Source organism: Cytobacillus sp. FSL R5-0569 (assembly GCF_038007265.1).
GTDB lineage: Bacteria > Bacillota > Bacilli > Bacillales > Cytobacillaceae > Cytobacillus > Cytobacillus kochii.
On record NZ_JBBOWW010000001.1, the window covers coordinates 509,565 to 526,929 of the forward strand.

The following is a 17,365-nucleotide window of genomic DNA, read 5'->3' on the forward strand; positions in this document are numbered from 1 at the left end:
AATAAACAATTGTTATTTAACTTTTTATTATACATTTAAAGAAAATAAATCACATGGAGTGAAAAATTACTCTCGATACCCCGAGGGAAATTTTTCAGGGAAATTCTCAACACTTATATGAGTATATTTTAGGTAGAAACCAACTTTGCTTACAAATTGAGTCTAAAAGACTATAAAAATATATATTCCTCAATTAATTGCAATAAAGTAATTAGAATTGTTTCTCTGCTCCTGTACAGACATACTTCTAAAATCACATAAAAAATCTCGAAATTGAGAGAAAAATAGTACGAAATTCACAGACAAATTTCGACATGGACAAAAGTGGATTTGACGGAAATTTCTACAGATGTTAGTAAATATATAGCAGGAAAAAAGAAAAAACTTCAAATTATCAGGTTTAAAATTTTTTAAACGAGGTAAAAAGTAGTAAATTATTTACCAAATTTTACTTAAATATAGAAAAATATGAATGATGTGGGAGAGAAGAAGCAGAATGTTGGAATCGAAGAGAAGAGCCATAATCTTTATATCTATTTCATTATTATTAGCAGTGGCAGCTGGTTTTTTTGTCCTTCAAAAAGTAAGCGAACTTAATGCTGATCTTGGTGGGATGACGGAAGTTTATGTAGCAGCAGATGATATTCCTTCTAGAACAGTTATTAAACCAGAACAAGTGAAAGCCATTGAAATACCTAATAGGTATGTAAATGAATCGTATGTATTAAATGTTGAAGATCTAATTAACAAAGTTTTAGTCGTACCATTAAAGGAAGATGAAGTGATTACACAACCAATGATTAAACCTGTATCAACAGCTACTGATGAGAATAGTCGTCTCGTGATGATAACGCAGACTGAAAATGTAAGCTTTGATACACAGTTAGAGGCACTTGATCGAGTGGACATTATTGTTTCACACAAGTTTGATGGTAATCCAGTTACTGAAAGCTTTAAGAAGGATGTAAAGGTTGCTCGTATCTTACAAAGTGATAAAAAGTTTTCAGGAATTGTCGTGGAAGTCCCTTTTGAAGCTGCACCAGAAATTATACATATGCAAAATTACGCTGATAGTATGAGAGTACTAAAGGCAAATGTTGGTTTAGAAGAGGAAGTGCAAGAAGTCGATGGTGAGGCAAAAGAAGCGGCTTCTGTAGAGAAAGAGGAGAAGGTAGACGAAGCTCCTGCTAAAGAAGAGAAGAAAGAAGAACCTAAAGAAAAAGAAGAGAAGAAAGAAGAAAAGTCAGATAAAAAAGACTGATTATAAGGTATGTCAAAAATGAGGTGGTCATGATGGCTGAACAAATCAATATCCTGATAGTGAGTGATAGTGATGAATCGCTTACTAATATTATGGGGTTATTTAATGAATATAACAAAATAGATACACTTAATTATTCTGATATAAGGTCAGAATTGGATCGATTATCTCCAGATTTAATCTTTCTAATCGAATCCTCTTCAGAATCAACAGTGGATACGATTGAATATATCCACACTTATAATCATATACTCCCAATTGTTTATATCTCCTTCTCAAGAGACTTTGACACATTAAGGGATATAACAAGAGCAGGAATTACTGATTATTTTGTTTTACCGGATGAAAATACCATGCTTTATGGCAGAATGGACAGCATTATACAACTGGCTATTCAAAAAAGAGAGCAGTTGGAAGAAACAGCTTCAGCTAATCAATCTTTTAAACGGGGAAGAGGAAAGATTCTCTCGTTTTATAGTGGTAAAGGTGGAAGTGGCCGCACGATACTATCGAGTTCTTTTGCACAAACATTAAAATTAGAATCCACTGCACAAGTGATTTTAATCGATTTAAATTTGCAGTACGGTGGTACGGAAACTTATCTTTCGATTGAATCGAACAGGTCGCTTGCAGATCTTCAACCAGTTATTAGCGAATTAGCGGAAACCCATATTAGAAACGTATCAGAAAAGGAAAAATACTCAAAGCTTGAAGTGTTATTAAGCCCTAAAGATGCTGAGGTAAGTGAAAGTCTTCCTTCTGATTTTATTTCTAAATTATTGAGGACCTGTAGAAGAAGCTATGATTTTGTCATTGTCGATCTTCCTACATATGTGAATGAACAGACATATATTGCATTGGAAGAGTCAGATAAAATCTATTATGTGATGAATTTGGATGCACCATCTATCAATATGTTAAAACAAGTTGAAAATCTTTTTGTAAGGCTTGGTATCGAAACACAGGATCGTATGGAATTGTTATTAAATGAAGTCGGGAGAGAAAATGAAATAAAGCCGAATGATTTAAAAGATATTATTTCTTACCCTATAGCATTTAAGATACCAAGAGACATTAAAGGGGTTCAAGCACATATCAATAAAGGTGAACCATTTAGAAAAGAAGCTGTCGAAAAGAAGTTGATACCATTTACTAAGAGCGTGAAGAAATGGGTTAACCAAATGTTAGAATAATATAATTTAAGGATTGATGATTGATGTCTTTGTTTGATAAAAAAACAGAAAATAATAATCGAAATCGAACGATAAAAAGGTCGTCAGTTCAAAATCAATACATTTCAGAGCTTGTAGAGCATTACAAAACGCGCATATTAAAAGAAACGAATCTTGAACTGTTAACCAGCTTGCCACAAGGGGAAATGAGACTCAGAATTGAACAACTTATCAGTCAATTTATGAGTGAGGAAAAAATCATTCTTCCGAGGCATGATAAAGAATTACTGATTACAAGGATTATAGATGAGTCCATTGGCTATGGTCCCCTAGAACCATTATTAAATGATCCAAGTATTACGGAGATTCTTATCAATAACTTTAATGAAATCTATATTGAGCAATATGGAAAGTTGCAACTTTCGCCCATCTCATTCAGAGATGAAAGCCATGTTAGACATGTCATTGACCGTATTGTAGCTCCACTTGGCAGAAGAATTGACGACAGTTCGCCAATGGTTGATGCCAGGTTACCCGATGGAAGTAGGGTGAATGCAGTAATACCTCCAATCAGTTTAGGAGGATCTGTCGTTTCCATTCGAAAGTTTCGCAAAGAACCATTCCGCATTCAAGATCTATTAAACTTTGAATCACTAAATGAAAATATGTCTCGTTTTTTAGATGCGATTGTAAGGGCAAAAATGAACGTGCTTATTTCCGGAGGAACAGGTAGCGGTAAGACAACATTATTAAATGTTCTTGGCGATTCTATTCCTGTAGGTGAACGAATAATTACGATTGAAGACTCCGCTGAGCTTCGCTTAGATAAACCAAATGTCGTGGGATTGGAGGCCCGCCCTGAAAATATGGAGGGCGAGGGCGAAATCTCTATTAGACATTTGGTGAAAAACTCATTACGGATGAGGCCTGATCGCATCATCGTCGGTGAGGTTCGTGGCTCTGAAGCATTTGATATGCTGCAAGCGATGAACACGGGTCACGAAGGGTCGATTACAACAGTACACGCCAATACCCCATTTGATGCACTGAGAAGGGTCGAGGGAATGGTTGTCATGGCGGGTATGGATTTACCATCACATATTGTTAGAGAGTATATTGTGGGCGCATTAGATATTATCGTTCAAAGTACACGATTAACAGATGGAACAAGAAAAATCGTTTCTATTTGTGAAGTTTATCGTAGTGAATCGGGTGAAATCAATATTGATGAAATATTCACCTATAGACGTAAAGGGCTAAAGGAAAATGGTCAGGTTGAAGGTTCGTTTGAACCGACAGGAAAAATACCTAAATGTTTAGAAAAAATTAAGATGTATGGAATAGAGCTAGATGAAGAAATTTTTAAAGGATAGGAGGTGGAGTAACTATGGAGGCAGCCATACTTTTTGGATTAGCAACATTGCTCTTTATATGGGGTGTTTATAATTACTTAGGTTATCGTAGTGATAAGAAAGAAATTATTAAAAAGCAAGCAAAGGAATTTCAAGAAAAAGAAGAACGTAACAGCTTTATTGCAAAATTGGGTGATAGGTTTGATAAAACTGATTTTGCCGATAACTTTAAGCAAAAGTTAGTAAAATCCAATATATCTATTCTACCTTCTGAATTTTTTGCCATTCTATTATTTATCGCCTTTACTGTCACCATCATGTTATTCGGCTTCTTTAGTGTACCGCTTATCTTAAGCTTAATCATTGCGGTTGTGCTCTGTGCAGGGGCTTATTGGATTTTATTCTTAATAAGGAAGAATAAATACATAGAGAAGTTAAACAATCAATTGTCTGAGGTATGCCGAATTCTCGGGAACGCAACGAAATCTGGCATGACAATTGTCCAAGGGCTTGAAATCGTAGCGAGTGAAGTGAGTTCTCCTGCTAAAGACGAATTTAAATCATTGACCCAAAATATGAGATTAGGTGTCGATTTCGAGCGAGCGTTAAAAGAATTAGAAGTTCGAGTACCTACGAGAGAGTATAAACTATTTATCTCTGCTCTATTAATTCAAAAAAGAGCAGGGGGTAACTTAACACAAGTTTTATATGAAATGGCTCACACGCTTGAGGAGAGGAAGGTACTCAGACAAACAATTTCAACAGCTACCGCTGAACAAAGGTTTGTTTCGTATATCTTACCTGCTCTGCCCATATTCTTGTTGTTCATGTTAAACAATATTATGGATGGATTTATGGAATTGTTATTCACTGTTCCAGGAGCTATATTAATGATTATTTTTATTATAGGGATGGTAATCGCGCTATTACTTGTAAGAGCTGTTACCAACATAAAGGTGTAGCGTTATGGATTCTTTCATATTATTCGCCGTTATATTATGTTGGCTATCTCTCGCTCTCGGATTAGCTAGTTTATATCAGTATTCTAAACAAAAGCAATACTTGAAAGCTCATTTACAAGAAATAGCAGTTACCTCTTCCGTACTTGTAGCTGGCAAGAAGGGCAGATTGGAAAAAATCATTCAATTTCTCGCCAGATATGCTGATGACTTCTCCACATTAGGAGAGAGGATTAATTTTTATAGTGAATCTGAAGAGATAGATAAGCTATTAAAAAGATCAGGTAACCCTTATGAATTAAGTGTGAAGAGATTTCAAGGATTTAAAATCGTGTTTATTTTATTGGGACTTTTACTTGGTTTCTTTATGGTGATTATGGGGTTCCCCCTAGCAAATATTGCTTTTGTTACTTTACCAATTTTAGGTTTTTTCATACCCATTATTTGGGTGAGGTCATTAGGTAAAAAAAGACAGGATCTATTAAGAAAGGACTTACCAGACTTTTTAGATACGGTAAGTATTAGCTTACAAGCTGGATCGAATTTAGATAGTGCCATCAAAGAGGTAATTAAATATTTTGATGGTCCAATAAGAGAAGAATTTGCCCAATTCCTTCAAGAAATCGATCTGGGTGTCCCTCGTGAAAAAGCTTATGCTGGATTATTAGATAGAAATGAAAATGAAGACTTTCAATCTTTAATTAAATCACTTATTCAAGCAACGAGATTAGGTGTTCCGATGGCTTCGACTTTTAAAGCACAAGCTGAGGATATTAGGAAAATAAGCTTAGAACAGGTAAAAGAAAAAGCAGCTAAAGCATCTCCAAAAGTCACTTTAATCACATCATTCATTATCGCTCCACTCATTATGTTGCTGATTATTGGATTAGTGATCCTCAACATGATCTATGGTGAGAACAGTATTATGAATATATTTAGTTAATAAGATATAAATCTTTGAAAGGGGTGATTATTTCTAACTGAAGGTTAGCTCACGCCATCAAAAAAATTAGAAGTAATAAAACCAATTATTTAGGAGGAAAAACAAATGAAAAATTTTATCGAAAAAGTAAACGGGAAAATGCACGCTCTGTATGCGAGAACACAAAAGGCAGTTAATAACGAAGACGGAGTATCAACAATTGAATGGGTAGGATTAGCGGCAGTAATCGTTGCTTTGATGTTTGCGGTTGCTTCGGCTATGGGAAGCCAGGGTGAGGGATTAGCTAGCATTATAGTTAACAAGATAGGTGAAATGCTACAAAGTATCGGAAGCTAACATTTAACAACAACGCTTGGAGGCTTTTACTTTGAATAAAATTATTAAAATCTACTTCCTCCTTTTTCTTTTCTTATTATTAGCAGGTTGTTCGACTCAAGATCAAAGTGATCAGTCCAAGGAACCTGCAGATAACAATGATGAAAATACTCAAGAAGTGCAAGGAAAGGAAAAGAATCCACAAGATGAAATAGTTGAAGAAGAGGAAAAAGATGACCAATTATCAATAGAGGTAGCCAATCGCCCACAGACTATTGAAGAATTAATTGAGTATCCAATTGGTGAATATGGTAATTCAGTTATCTCAATTAACGATGAAAATGTCAAGAAGACTTTAGCAGATATGCCAGATTTATCAGAAAATGAGGAGGCTATTGACGAGGTCTTAAATTACCTATATTCACTTTATAAAATGCCCTATCAAGATCCGAAAGAGTTAATTGAAAATAGTGTATTAAAAAGCCCTGGTGCAGCAGAAGAGGTAGCAACTAAGGAGCAATATAATGTTGAAATAGTATTGGATGCTAGTGGAAGTATGGCTAATTATATGGGAGCCAAAACGAGAATGGAGCTAGCGAAAGAGTCTATTCAAGCATTTGCATCTACATTACCAGATGAAGTAAATCTTAGTTTAAGAGTATATGGGCACGAAGGAACTGGATCTGATGCAGATAAAAAAATGTCTTGTGCTGCAAATGAATTAGTATATGAATCTCAATCTTATAATGAATCTGAATTATCGAATGCATTGAACTCATTTGAACCTGCAGGATGGACACCTTTAGCGGCATCAATTTTAGAGGCGAAGGACGATTTATCAAATCTGTCTGCGGAAAATAATATAAACGTTGTATATATCGTAAGTGACGGGATTGAAACATGTGATGGTGATCCTGTTGCAGCTGCTAAAGAGTTGAAAGATTCAGGGATATCACCAGTGGTAAATGTAATAGGTTTTGATTTAGCTAAAGATGATGAGCAGCAATTAAAGGATATCGCTTCTGCAGCAGAGGGGAATTATTTAAATGTAAAAAATCAAAATCAGCTAGACAATGAGTTTAATAAAACTGTAAAAGAATCACAAAAATGGCTAGAGTGGAGCAGTAGCGAAAAATTTGATGCGCTTGTTCAGTCAAGTCAAGAGAGAATGGAACTTATGAAAGTTCAGAGTGAATGGTTTTTTAGTATGGCTAATGAAGAGAAAATGATTACTCAATCAATAAGTGAATTAGAAAATCAAAAAAAGCTTACCAAAAACCAAGCTGACCAGATGCAATCAAATATTAAAGAGTTCTATGAAAAACACTATGCTTCTGTTAAAGAATTAAATAATACATTAACAGATCTATCAAAGGAAAACCTTGATGAAAAAATAAAAGAAATAGAAAATCTTTATGAGAAAAATGTACCAAACTAAAAAGGAGGGGCATCAAATGAAGAAAAGAATCAATAATGAAGATGGTTCAGCGACAATTGAGTTCTTAGCAATGGTGCCCCTTGTTTTCTTAATTATGATGATTTTGTGGCAGTTTTTGGTTGCGGGTTATGCAGTGATTGTTGCTCAATCCGCATTGAATGAAGCAGCAAAGACATATGCAGTCACTGAGGATATAACTGATGCAACCAGTTCTGCAAGAGATCTTGTTAATAAAGCCGGAGGTAACATACAGATAATGGATCTCGATCCGATGAATAACGGTAACAATCATTTCACTTTAAGGATGCATGTGAACCTAGATTTGGTTTTTATCCCAGATAGCATAGCGGGATATATTCCGAAGGTTTCGTTTACGAGAGAAATAAGTGGCAGGGTGATGGAGTAAATGAAATATTTAAAGAATGAAAAAGGAAACACCATGCTATTTATCATTGGATTGTTTAGTGTGTTCTTTTTAATGTTTCTTTTAATCCTAAGCTTTGCCAATGTGTTTATTGAAAAAGAACATGCGTCCAATAATGCTGAGCAGGCAAGCATTGTTGCTTCAGGTATTATAACGAAGCATCTTGCTTTATCGATAGAAGATTATGATGAGTATTTAGAAGATCAATTTAAAGAAGCGGAAGAGGAAGCAAAAGAGGAAGCAGAGGAAAACGAAGATAATGAAGACTATGAACCTCCAGAGCTAGAGGAACCTGAATTATTATCAAAGCAAATAGAAGAGCTCCTTCCTACACTTCCCAACTACTTAAAAGAATCTGAAAAGAAACATCAAGCAATCAATAAAATAATTAAGCGTGAGTTAAATAAACCAGATAGCCATGTTTTAAGAATGTTCATTGCTTCATCATTAAGTAATGCGGAAAGTGAGATTTATAGTGAAGTAAGTACGAATATTCAAAGAAATGGTGGCCAAGTATCAGAAACAGAAATCTGGTTAAACGAAAACCAAAGAATTGAAGTGAAGACAGCTACTAAGTACGAAGCCTTTAAGTATGATGAATACTTTTCTGATAATCAACGGCATGTGAGACAAACAGGACAGGGGCCATCTTTCGAATTATTCGATTCGTTCGCATGGGGACTGAATATTAGTTATTAATAAAAAGATTAGGAGGTGTTGTCAATGAGAAGGTCATACCGTGTCCTCATTGCACTATTATCCATATTTGTTATCATGTTTATGAATATAGGTAGTTATGCCAGTGTTGCACATGCATGGGGGACTTGGAATAATGCGCCAACTTGGAGTGGACCTCAATGGGAGACACCACCAGAATGGGAAACCCCTCCCGAATGGGAGACACCGCCCGAGTGGGAACAATCTCGATGGGAAACTTCACCAGAGTGGAATGAACAATTATGGCAAAATCAATCTGAATGGGTAACGCCGTATTGGAATACCTCACCTGTTTGGGAACATGCACCATGGGAACAAAATTTAAATTCCGATAATAGCAATAATAACACTTCTAATGATCCAAACAACCCAAACAATCCAAATAACCCAAACAATCCCAATGATCCTTCAAACTTACCCGGAGGACCCATTGCAGGCAATCCACAACCACCATATAGCCCAGACTATCAAAATCCGACACTGGATACATTAGATAGGTATAATAATACAGTATCTGATAATCAGTCGTTTTTTGAGTTTGAAGATCCAAAGGCTTATGACGGTATAAAGTTTGTTACAAATGACGTCATCGGTAATACAGTTAACTTTGCTGATGAAATGGTTCGTGCTGGAGATACAGCTGGCTTTAGCAATTATGCATCCAGTCGTTCCAATCTTGTCCTAGCAGGATTCAAAACTTTCGCCAAAGGTGACGCGACAATTGATGCTGCTTATGATGTAGCGGATGTTGGGCTGAAGGGGAAGGAAGTTTATGATAATTTAAAAACAGTTAATGAATTTAGAAATATCGAAATGATAAGAGCCTCTAGTGACATAATTGATATTGCCAGCGTTGATGATTTATATAATGCTACAAAAACTTTCACACCTGCAAATGCTGTTGTGTCCGCAGTTACATTACCTTTTGCTATTAAAGATACAGTTGATAATGTTGGGAAGTTAAACTCAGCAAGTACTTCAGAAGAGAAAACAAATGCTGCATGGGACCTTGTTGGTAATACAGGAGAAATCATTACTGGACTTGCGCCAGCAGTTGCTATGATACCCGGTGCTCAACCAATAGCTGCTGGGATGGTAGTGGTTGGTGGGGTATTATCAATTGCTAGTTTAGGTCAAAAATTATATAGGAATAGAAAAGAAATTATCTCAAATGTTAAAGATAAGTTCAATAAAGCTAAAGAATCTGTTACAGGGTTCTTTAAATCTGTATTTAGTTAAATGAGGTATATGTATGATAAATGTTAATCCAACACCTGAACAAATAAAGAATATAAAAAGGCACAAAAGGCTATTTGAGAAATGGGATATGTGGAAATTTGCTTTCTTTTATAAAGGTCAACATTATTTTATAGTGGATTATGCAAAATTAAATAATAAAGTTAGTGGTTATCTAATTATGGATAAAGCCGGGGAAGTATTGTCCTTAGAAGAAGCAAAACTACCTGCTTATTATTTGTTGCTTTTTAATACGATGGCGAACAATGCTGGTAGAGGGATGGCCATTCAAGCAAAGAAAGAACCCCTAACCTATAAGGAAATGAACCGTATATTATTAGATAATCAAGAAAAATTATTGTCTGAATATCCTCATATGGTACAAGTGATTAATAGAATTGTAGAACATAATGAAAAAGTAATTGAACGACCTAAGAGAATAAAAGAAATTATTTACAATTTAGGCTATATGCAAAGAGAAGTAACAAGAAATATCGGTTATTTTGATATCCCATTTATGGACAGTTTTGAAGATGAATATGGGAAATATAGTGCGATGATGTATACCATAGCTAAAAATGAAATTTCATTAGAAAGGGATTATGAAGAGTTAAAAAAAGTAATGTCTAATGAAACTATCTTTTCTTCAAAGAAAGATAAAAAAACATTGCAAGCACTTTTAAATGACTGGTTAAAAACAAATGATATATTAAGGAAATCGATTGCTACATTCGAATTAGACGAGAGAGGAAATAAGCTACAAATAGATGAAAGAAATATAAAGCAGTCTTTATCAAAAAACAGAGAAGACATAGGTAAAAGGGATTTCGAAAACAAAATAGTCCCCGTCTTAAGAAACCCAAAATAACCAGGAGGACTCTATGAAAAGTATTCTATCAAGCTCCTTCTCTTTATATATACAAGACTTTTTAAAGTTAATGTTGTTGTCAGTTTTGACATATGTCCCCTTGTTATTTTTGCATGCGATAATTGTTAATTATATTTATGCCGAGACAAGGTTTGCTGAATATCCCGGTTTGATTGGGGATGTGGCTAATGGGATTTTCATGATTGTTTTTCTTACGATTGCTCAGTTGCCATTCATTAAGTATACGCTTTTAGAGAGTGAGGATGCTGATCATCCCCTCAAGCAAGCGATTTCGTTCGCGATAGAAAAAGCATTACCTATTTATTTGTTTGCTTGCTTGTACTCTATATGCATTTTTATCGGTGGCTTATTATACGTGATTCCAGGTCTAGTTGTCCTTGTATTATTTTATTTTGTTCCTTTTTTCTTAGCGGAGAATGGAAAATTAAGAACCGCTTTGAAAAAATCAGTTGGATTCATTAAAGCCCATTTTTTCAAAGCAATCTTCGTTATTGTTCTATTAAGTATGATTCAATTGGTATTCGAAAATATGATGATATATTTATTATCCTTGTATACTGATGTGTATTTCACCACATTAGCTTTGAAAATTGTACTACTTATGTTTTTATTACCACTTCAAGTCATCATATTGACGAATATTTTTAATAGTTGGCGAGAATCAGAACAAGGAGGGATATAATGTCAAAGAAAGAACGTAAATGGAGAAGAATCTATTTATTTATTATGCTATTTGTTTACATCCTTTTTGTACCCATTTCACTTTTTGAATGGTTATTATCAGGTGATCGTTTTCCGCTTGCCGCAGCAGTAGTGGCCATTGCTTTGCCGTTTATGCGTAAAAATCACTTAAACACAATCAGAAAGCAAGAATCAGAAAGCGTATAGAAATAAAGGCTATGTCTAAAGAGATATGGCCTTTTTTGCGAAGAAAATGACAGAATGAAACTATTAACAGCGGTATTCGTAAGGATAGATGAGTCAGGAATCTCAAAAAATCAACCGAATGCTGTATCTAACTATTTAAATTTGGAGGATTCCATAATGAAAAAACGATCCACGCTTTACCTCTTGGTTCTTCTTCTGCTCTTGGGCGCCTGTTCAGCAGAAAAAGAAGAAAGCAATCAAAAGGAAGAAGATCAAAAGAAAGAGGAAGTAGTAGAGGAACAACAAAAAGCGGAGGAAGGAACCGATCCAGTAGAAGAAGTAGTCGATGAAGAATTAGTCGCGAGAGAGCGGCCGGAAAATCTAGAAGAAATTGTCCAATTCCCAATTGGTGTATTAGGCTCTGAGGATACTAATTTAGGAAATGGAAGTGTAGAGGAAGTTTTAAATGAAATACCTGCATTACCAGAGGATGCAAGTGATAAGGAACTACAGAATTTGACGAACTACTTGTACTCTGTATTTAAGATGCCTTATGAAGATCCAAAGGTCTCCATTGAGGAAAGTAGTTTAAATAAGCCCGAGAAGGCCGAAGAATTAGCCTCTAAGGAACAATATAATGTAGAAATTGTATTGGACGCCAGTGGAAGTATGGCGAATTATATGGGGTCTAAAACAAGGATGGACCTAGCTAAAGAATCAATTGAGGAGTTTGCCTCAACGTTACCAGAAGATGTGAACTTAAGTTTAAGAGTGTATGGCCATGAAGGGTCTGGTTCAGATGCAGATAAGAAAATGTCCTGTGCCGCTATTGAATTAGTATATGAGTCACAAACATATAACGAGTCTGAACTGTCCTCTGCCCTTGATTCCTTTCAACCAGCAGGATGGACCCCTTTAGCTCAGTCTATTAAGGAAGCGAAGAAGGACCTATCAAAATACTCTGGTGAAGAGCATAAAAACGTTGTCTATATTGTCAGTGACGGGATTGAAACATGTGATGGCGATCCGGTGGCAGCTGCGAAGGAATTAAAAGTTTCGGGAATTTCACCAGTGGTTAATGTCATTGGGTTTGATTTAGCCGGTAAAGATGAGCAGCAACTGAAAGACATCGCCAAGGCAGCGGATGGTAGCTATGTAAATGTGAACAACCAAAATCAACTTAACAATGAGTTGAATAAAACAGTAAATGAATCTCTGAAGTGGATTAGCTGGCAAAGCAGCGAAACGCTAGATGCGATTGTTAAGAAAAGCAATGAAGTGATAGATATGATTGCAATGGAAAATGATTGGAAAAATAATTTGCGAAAAGAAAGGAATATAACTACACAATCCGTATACAGTTTGCAGTATGATGATAAAATATCTAATGAACAAGCAAAAAAAATGGTTGCGAATGTAGATGAATATTACGACAAACATAATGAGTCTATAGAAGAACTTTCAACAATTTTAATGGAATTATCAGAAGAGAATTTAGATAAAACGTTAGATGAAATCGATAAGTTATATGATGAAAATGTGCAAAATTGAAAAGAGCAGTAACTAAGGTTTCGTCTATAATTTAATTAAAATGGTGAAGGTTGGAATGAAGATTTTGAAACCAATTGTTAGTTGAAGGAAGTATAACAAGTGATTAATATGGAATCTAAAACACATAGAAAATATACAAAGTTAAATAACGTTAATTTTAAAAATGGGTTAATGTAGGCTTTCGTTTTTACAAAAAAACAGAATTTCTTCCCTTTGTTTTATTAGAAAATAAAACGATGAGGTTTTCTTCCAAGATTTTCTCTATAAATCAAAATTACCCCGTTTAAAATCAACCAAAGCTATATCGTGTCCAGAGTTTTTGCTCTTTATCATCTTTCCCTACTAAAGGGATGTCAAGGCATATAGTGAATGCAAATACAAAGAAGAAGAGTGGTAAATCGTTAAAAAAGTACAACCATAAGGGAAAATAAGTTAAGCAAAAAGATACAGATTGTTTGAGTTTAAATTAGGTTCAAAAATATTTGGCCCAATTTTAAAATACTATAAATATTAAAGAGAGGTAGTAACTATGTCTACTAAACTGGAAGAGTTAAAAAAGATGGCAGATGGAAAAATCCCTGGATCACCTGCATCTCAAATTATTGGATTTCAAGTTAAAGAAGTTGAATTAGGAAGAGTATTAATTGAATTAGAAGCTACAAAAAAGCTACATAATCCCATGGGAACCCTTCACGGTGGCATCTTATGTGATATTGCAGATGCGGCAATGGGGTATGCTTTTGCTACAACATTAGATGATGATGAATTGTTTTCTACAGTAGAGATCAAGTTAAACTTTCTTAAGCCAGTTTTTCATAGTAGATTAATAGCTGATGGAAAATTAATAAAAAAAGGTTCTACCACAGGGTTGTTAGAGTGTCATATATACGACGAGAAGGGCGGTTTGGTTGCCCACTTAACGAGTACTTGTATGATCATAAAGGGGAAGGTAGCACATGTAGATAAAAATAAATAAATGCTTCTATATTTTAGCTATTGTTACATCTCCGACCTATTTTTATTGTTCTGAATCAGGTTCTAAAATCATTTTTCATTATGTTTCTCAGGAAAATGCTTTTATACATGTGTTGCCAAGTATATTGTGCAAATATATAACAAACTCTCTCAATCAGAAATAAACCCTAATCGGGATAAGCCAAATAGAATATTTCAAAAAAGGAGTAATGAAGAAATTAATCATTCAATCATTTACTCCTTTCTCCTTTTGTAAAGCAAAGGAAAATCTTTTATTGTTATTCATATAGTGGTAAAAGTGTGAAAAAAGGGGTAATTGGATAGAGAAACTTTTTACCTTTTGTATCGTAAGTATGATTGAACTGATTTTTGTAATGATATGTTTGATAATTAGGGTTCGTAAGGAGGTTAACATGTTAAAACGAGTTTCGTTGTTTCCTATATTACTTGTGATGGCAGGTATGTTGCTGATTGGCTGTAATGATAAGGGAGCCGTGAGTAGCGAAGAAGTGAAAAAGCAGGTTGATCCGTATGAACAGTTAGTGGAAGAAAAGAATAAGGAGTTAGAGCTAGAGCCTTTGACATTAACGACGTATAGTGATGAAATTGGTGCAACGTTTGATACGCCGGAGTACCGGGAGTTTGCGGCGAATGGTACGGTTACGATTGAGGGGAGCATTGAGGATTATCGAGGATTGAAGTCTGGTTATGCTTGGATTAGTGTGACGGCAGAGGAAGACGGGGTTGCCGGAAGAGAGCATGAATATTATGCGCCTATAAAAGAGGGTCAAATCAAGCAGGATATTCAGTTTTTTAATGGCGAAGGTACGTATCATATAAAGGTACAATTACCCGATGATGAGCGGGAGAATTATTATTATGATACAGCACGGTTTACTGTTCATAATGTGAATCCGGATGTGAAGAGAGATGTGACGTATACACCATATGGTCAAGAAGTAGAACTTTCGTTAGGGTTGGATACAAGCTTCTTTGAAGCAGAAGAAGTTTTCCCATTAAAAGGTGTGGCAGAAGGATTGGATGAGGAAGATACAGTAATGCTTCGTGTGTCGAAGGGAACGGATAATTGGAATCATGTACTCGCCGTTAATCAAGAGCACCAATTCGATTATGAGGTGCCCCTCTTTTATGGAGAAGGCTTGCATAAAGTGGAAGTCATGGTACCGGATGGTGACCGAGAGAATTATTATCAAACGGCTACGACTCTCATGGTGAATAATACATCTCAGCAAACGATGGAGCCAATCGAGTACTCTAGCCTTTATAATGAACGAGGGGTAACTTTAGAAACGCCTGCATACAGTGGAGATGAATCGAGTGGAGATTATACCATCAGTGGAATGATTCAACCTGAAGCTGAATTAGCGAGTGAGACAACACACCTTTATGTATCGAGTAAAAAGGGTGAGGATACGGCATTAGATGTGATTCCAGTTCAGGATTTTCGCTTTGACGATTCCTTTTATTTGAGATTTGGACCAGGTACTTATGATATTACGGTTAGTGTACCTGAGATTACGAAAGAAAATAGTGATACCTTTCGCTTTTATAGCGTAGCTAAATTTCAGGTGGACAATACCGGTGAAGATCGCCGGGATTTGTTACCGTCTCGTGGAGTTCAGTCCGACCATCCGAAGATTAATAGTTTAGCAGAAGAACTGCTTCAAGGGGTGGAAGGCGACCGTGAGAAAGCAAAGGCGATTTATGAATATGTGGCCGAACATATCGCTTATGATGTGGAGAAGTATAATACAGATGACTTTCATTGGGATGACAGTGCCATAAAGGCATTGGAAACGAAAAAAGGTGTTTGTCAAGACTATGCCTACTTAGCCATTGCTTTGCTGAGGGCGAGTGACATGGAAGCAAGGTTTGTTGAAGGTAATGCTGGTTCTGGTTTTACTAGGGGGGCATTCGGTGGCCGCCATGCTTGGGTAGAAGTGAAGGTGGATGGTGAATGGCTAACAATGGATCCTACTTGGGGTTCTGGTTATGTAGAAAATGATACCTTTGTTGCAGCCTATAACGAAGATTATTTTGACCCGGAACAAGCCTCTTTTGAGGAGACCCATTATCGTACAGGAATATCTTATTAATATAGAAACGACATTCCCGAGCGAATGTCGTTTTTTTATGGCTCATTTATGTTGAAAATGGATGGATTCCTTGTTAAGAAAAGGATATTTTTTTACTTTTTTTGCGTTAAGATCATGTTTAAATAGATTGATTGCGTTAATCTGGTGATTATTGTAAGTATTATAGTAATAGGTACCTGATTGGGCACACATGGCATTTGTGTAGATGGTGTACCATGAGAGGTTATCACTTAATTCCGCTCCTTTTGCTACCTCACAGTATTCTAAAGTTTTGAATGTGTTCCGGACACCGCCAACCTCGTTAGTAACTGGCTCAATATGATTTCGCATGAATGCGGCTCTCACGAAACGGGAGGGGGAGGAGAAGTCGCCAGGTATGCCGAATGTACCGCTTAATAAATCCCCGCCTTCTAATGGATATCTACCCCAAGTGGCTTCTTCAGGATCATCTGCACTTACTGTTGAATAGATACCAAGGTGAGTTAATTGCCATTCAAAATCAGGACTGTTCGTCATCACACCAATTTTATTTGCATGAACCTTTAATCCCTTTTTAGTTTTTTCGACAACGATAGAACGACCAGATCGGTCACTAAAAATCCAATGCATGGGGGGGATGCTGTCAAGAACCTCGATTTTTGCACCAACTATATTCACCTGGGCGATATGTTCGGCGAGTTCTTCTATTGATTGAAATTGTGATAAAGCCCAAAAGAGTACATCATAGCAAGCAAGGTTGATCACGTTGTTTTTTGGGGTGCTATAGTAAGCATATCCTTCAAAATAGAGAACCGCACCCATCAGACCTTGTTCATTCATGCCGTCAATCATGGCGAATTGATTTTGACCCATTAATCCCATACCTATTATTGCATATGGGTTCGTAATGGTTTTTTGATCCTCACGATTTACCCATTGATAATTTCGAGGGAACACATAGATGTTATAATCCGCCGGAAGATCCACAAAGTCCATATTCCTACCAAGGAAACTCAAACGATTCTTCGTACGTAACGCTACGCTTGTGCACATTAATAAACTTCTCCTTTCCTTTAATATCCTTATAACGATATATGATATGTAGGAAGGGGATTGTATTAGTCGTAACTTGTGAAGGGATGAACATTTATATAACCATTTATAAGCCAA

At 35.9% G+C, this 17,365-nt stretch carries 17 protein-coding genes; 16 read left to right on the plus strand and 1 reads right to left on the minus strand.

Annotated features, from left to right (window positions below):
* Positions 1-496 precede the first annotated feature (496 nt).
* From cpaB to MKX78_RS02810, 16 genes are all read left to right on the plus strand, one after another.
* Positions 497-1,261 carry a Flp pilus assembly protein CpaB gene (cpaB, locus tag MKX78_RS02735; protein WP_251163543.1) on the plus strand — a complete coding sequence of 255 codons (765 nt, stop codon included), beginning with the start codon at positions 497-499 and terminating at the stop codon, positions 1,259-1,261.
* Between the two features lie 32 nt (positions 1,262-1,293).
* Positions 1,294-2,454, plus strand: a complete 1,161-nt coding sequence (locus MKX78_RS02740; protein ID WP_341049660.1) for an AAA family ATPase — start codon at positions 1,294-1,296, stop codon at positions 2,452-2,454.
* A 23-nt stretch (positions 2,455-2,477) separates the two neighbouring features.
* On the plus strand, positions 2,478-3,806 hold the full coding sequence (locus MKX78_RS02745; protein WP_251163545.1) for a CpaF family protein: 1,329 nt from the start codon (positions 2,478-2,480) through the stop codon (positions 3,804-3,806).
* A gap of 14 nt (positions 3,807-3,820) precedes the next feature.
* Positions 3,821-4,747 (plus strand): type II secretion system F family protein, encoded by a 927-nt coding sequence (locus tag MKX78_RS02750; RefSeq protein WP_251163546.1) that lies wholly within the window; start codon positions 3,821-3,823, stop codon positions 4,745-4,747.
* A 4-nt stretch (positions 4,748-4,751) separates the two neighbouring features.
* Entirely contained in the window at positions 4,752-5,687 is a 936-nt protein-coding gene (locus tag MKX78_RS02755; protein WP_341049664.1) for a type II secretion system F family protein, read from the plus strand.
* Positions 5,688-5,792: 105 nt separating this feature from the next.
* Complete coding sequence (locus MKX78_RS02760) at positions 5,793-6,023, plus strand: hypothetical protein (protein ID WP_341049666.1); 231 nt, start codon at positions 5,793-5,795, stop codon at positions 6,021-6,023.
* A gap of 31 nt (positions 6,024-6,054) precedes the next feature.
* Positions 6,055-7,440: a VWA domain-containing protein gene (locus tag MKX78_RS02765; RefSeq protein ID WP_341049668.1), complete on the plus strand. Its 1,386-nt coding sequence runs from the start codon at positions 6,055-6,057 to the stop codon at positions 7,438-7,440.
* A 16-nt stretch (positions 7,441-7,456) separates the two neighbouring features.
* Complete coding sequence (locus tag MKX78_RS02770; protein ID WP_341049670.1) at positions 7,457-7,846, plus strand: TadE/TadG family type IV pilus assembly protein; 390 nt, start codon at positions 7,457-7,459, stop codon at positions 7,844-7,846.
* Complete coding sequence (locus MKX78_RS02775; RefSeq protein ID WP_251163551.1) at positions 7,847-8,563, plus strand: hypothetical protein; 717 nt, start codon at positions 7,847-7,849, stop codon at positions 8,561-8,563.
* Positions 8,564-8,587: 24 nt separating this feature from the next.
* Positions 8,588-9,820 (plus strand): hypothetical protein, encoded by a 1,233-nt coding sequence (locus MKX78_RS02780; protein ID WP_341049674.1) that lies wholly within the window; start codon positions 8,588-8,590, stop codon positions 9,818-9,820.
* Between the two features lie 13 nt (positions 9,821-9,833).
* The gene (locus tag MKX78_RS02785; RefSeq protein ID WP_341049676.1) at positions 9,834-10,685 is read left to right on the plus strand and encodes a hypothetical protein; all 852 of its coding nucleotides are present in this window, start codon (positions 9,834-9,836) and stop codon (positions 10,683-10,685) included.
* A gap of 13 nt (positions 10,686-10,698) precedes the next feature.
* Positions 10,699-11,388: a hypothetical protein gene (locus tag MKX78_RS02790; RefSeq protein ID WP_341049678.1), complete on the plus strand. Its 690-nt coding sequence runs from the start codon at positions 10,699-10,701 to the stop codon at positions 11,386-11,388.
* Positions 11,388-11,594 (plus strand): hypothetical protein, encoded by a 207-nt coding sequence (locus MKX78_RS02795; RefSeq protein ID WP_341049680.1) that lies wholly within the window; start codon positions 11,388-11,390, stop codon positions 11,592-11,594. The genes MKX78_RS02790 and MKX78_RS02795 overlap by 1 nt, the downstream gene beginning before the upstream one ends.
* A 156-nt stretch (positions 11,595-11,750) precedes the next feature.
* Positions 11,751-13,124, plus strand: coding sequence for a VWA domain-containing protein (locus MKX78_RS02800; RefSeq protein ID WP_341049682.1), 1,374 nt, complete (start codon positions 11,751-11,753; stop codon positions 13,122-13,124).
* A 529-nt stretch (positions 13,125-13,653) separates the two neighbouring features.
* A complete protein-coding gene (locus MKX78_RS02805; protein WP_341049685.1) occupies positions 13,654-14,100 on the plus strand; it encodes a PaaI family thioesterase in 447 nt (148 codons plus the stop codon).
* Between the two features lie 412 nt (positions 14,101-14,512).
* Positions 14,513-16,216 (plus strand): transglutaminase domain-containing protein, encoded by a 1,704-nt coding sequence (locus MKX78_RS02810; RefSeq protein WP_341049688.1) that lies wholly within the window; start codon positions 14,513-14,515, stop codon positions 16,214-16,216.
* Positions 16,217-16,258: 42 nt separating this feature from the next.
* Here the strand turns inward: MKX78_RS02810 and MKX78_RS02815 are convergent, their stop codons facing one another.
* Positions 16,259-17,248: a choloylglycine hydrolase family protein gene (locus tag MKX78_RS02815; protein WP_307319157.1), complete on the minus strand. Its 990-nt coding sequence runs from the start codon at positions 17,246-17,248 to the stop codon at positions 16,259-16,261.
* Between the last annotated feature and the right edge of the window lie 117 nt (positions 17,249-17,365).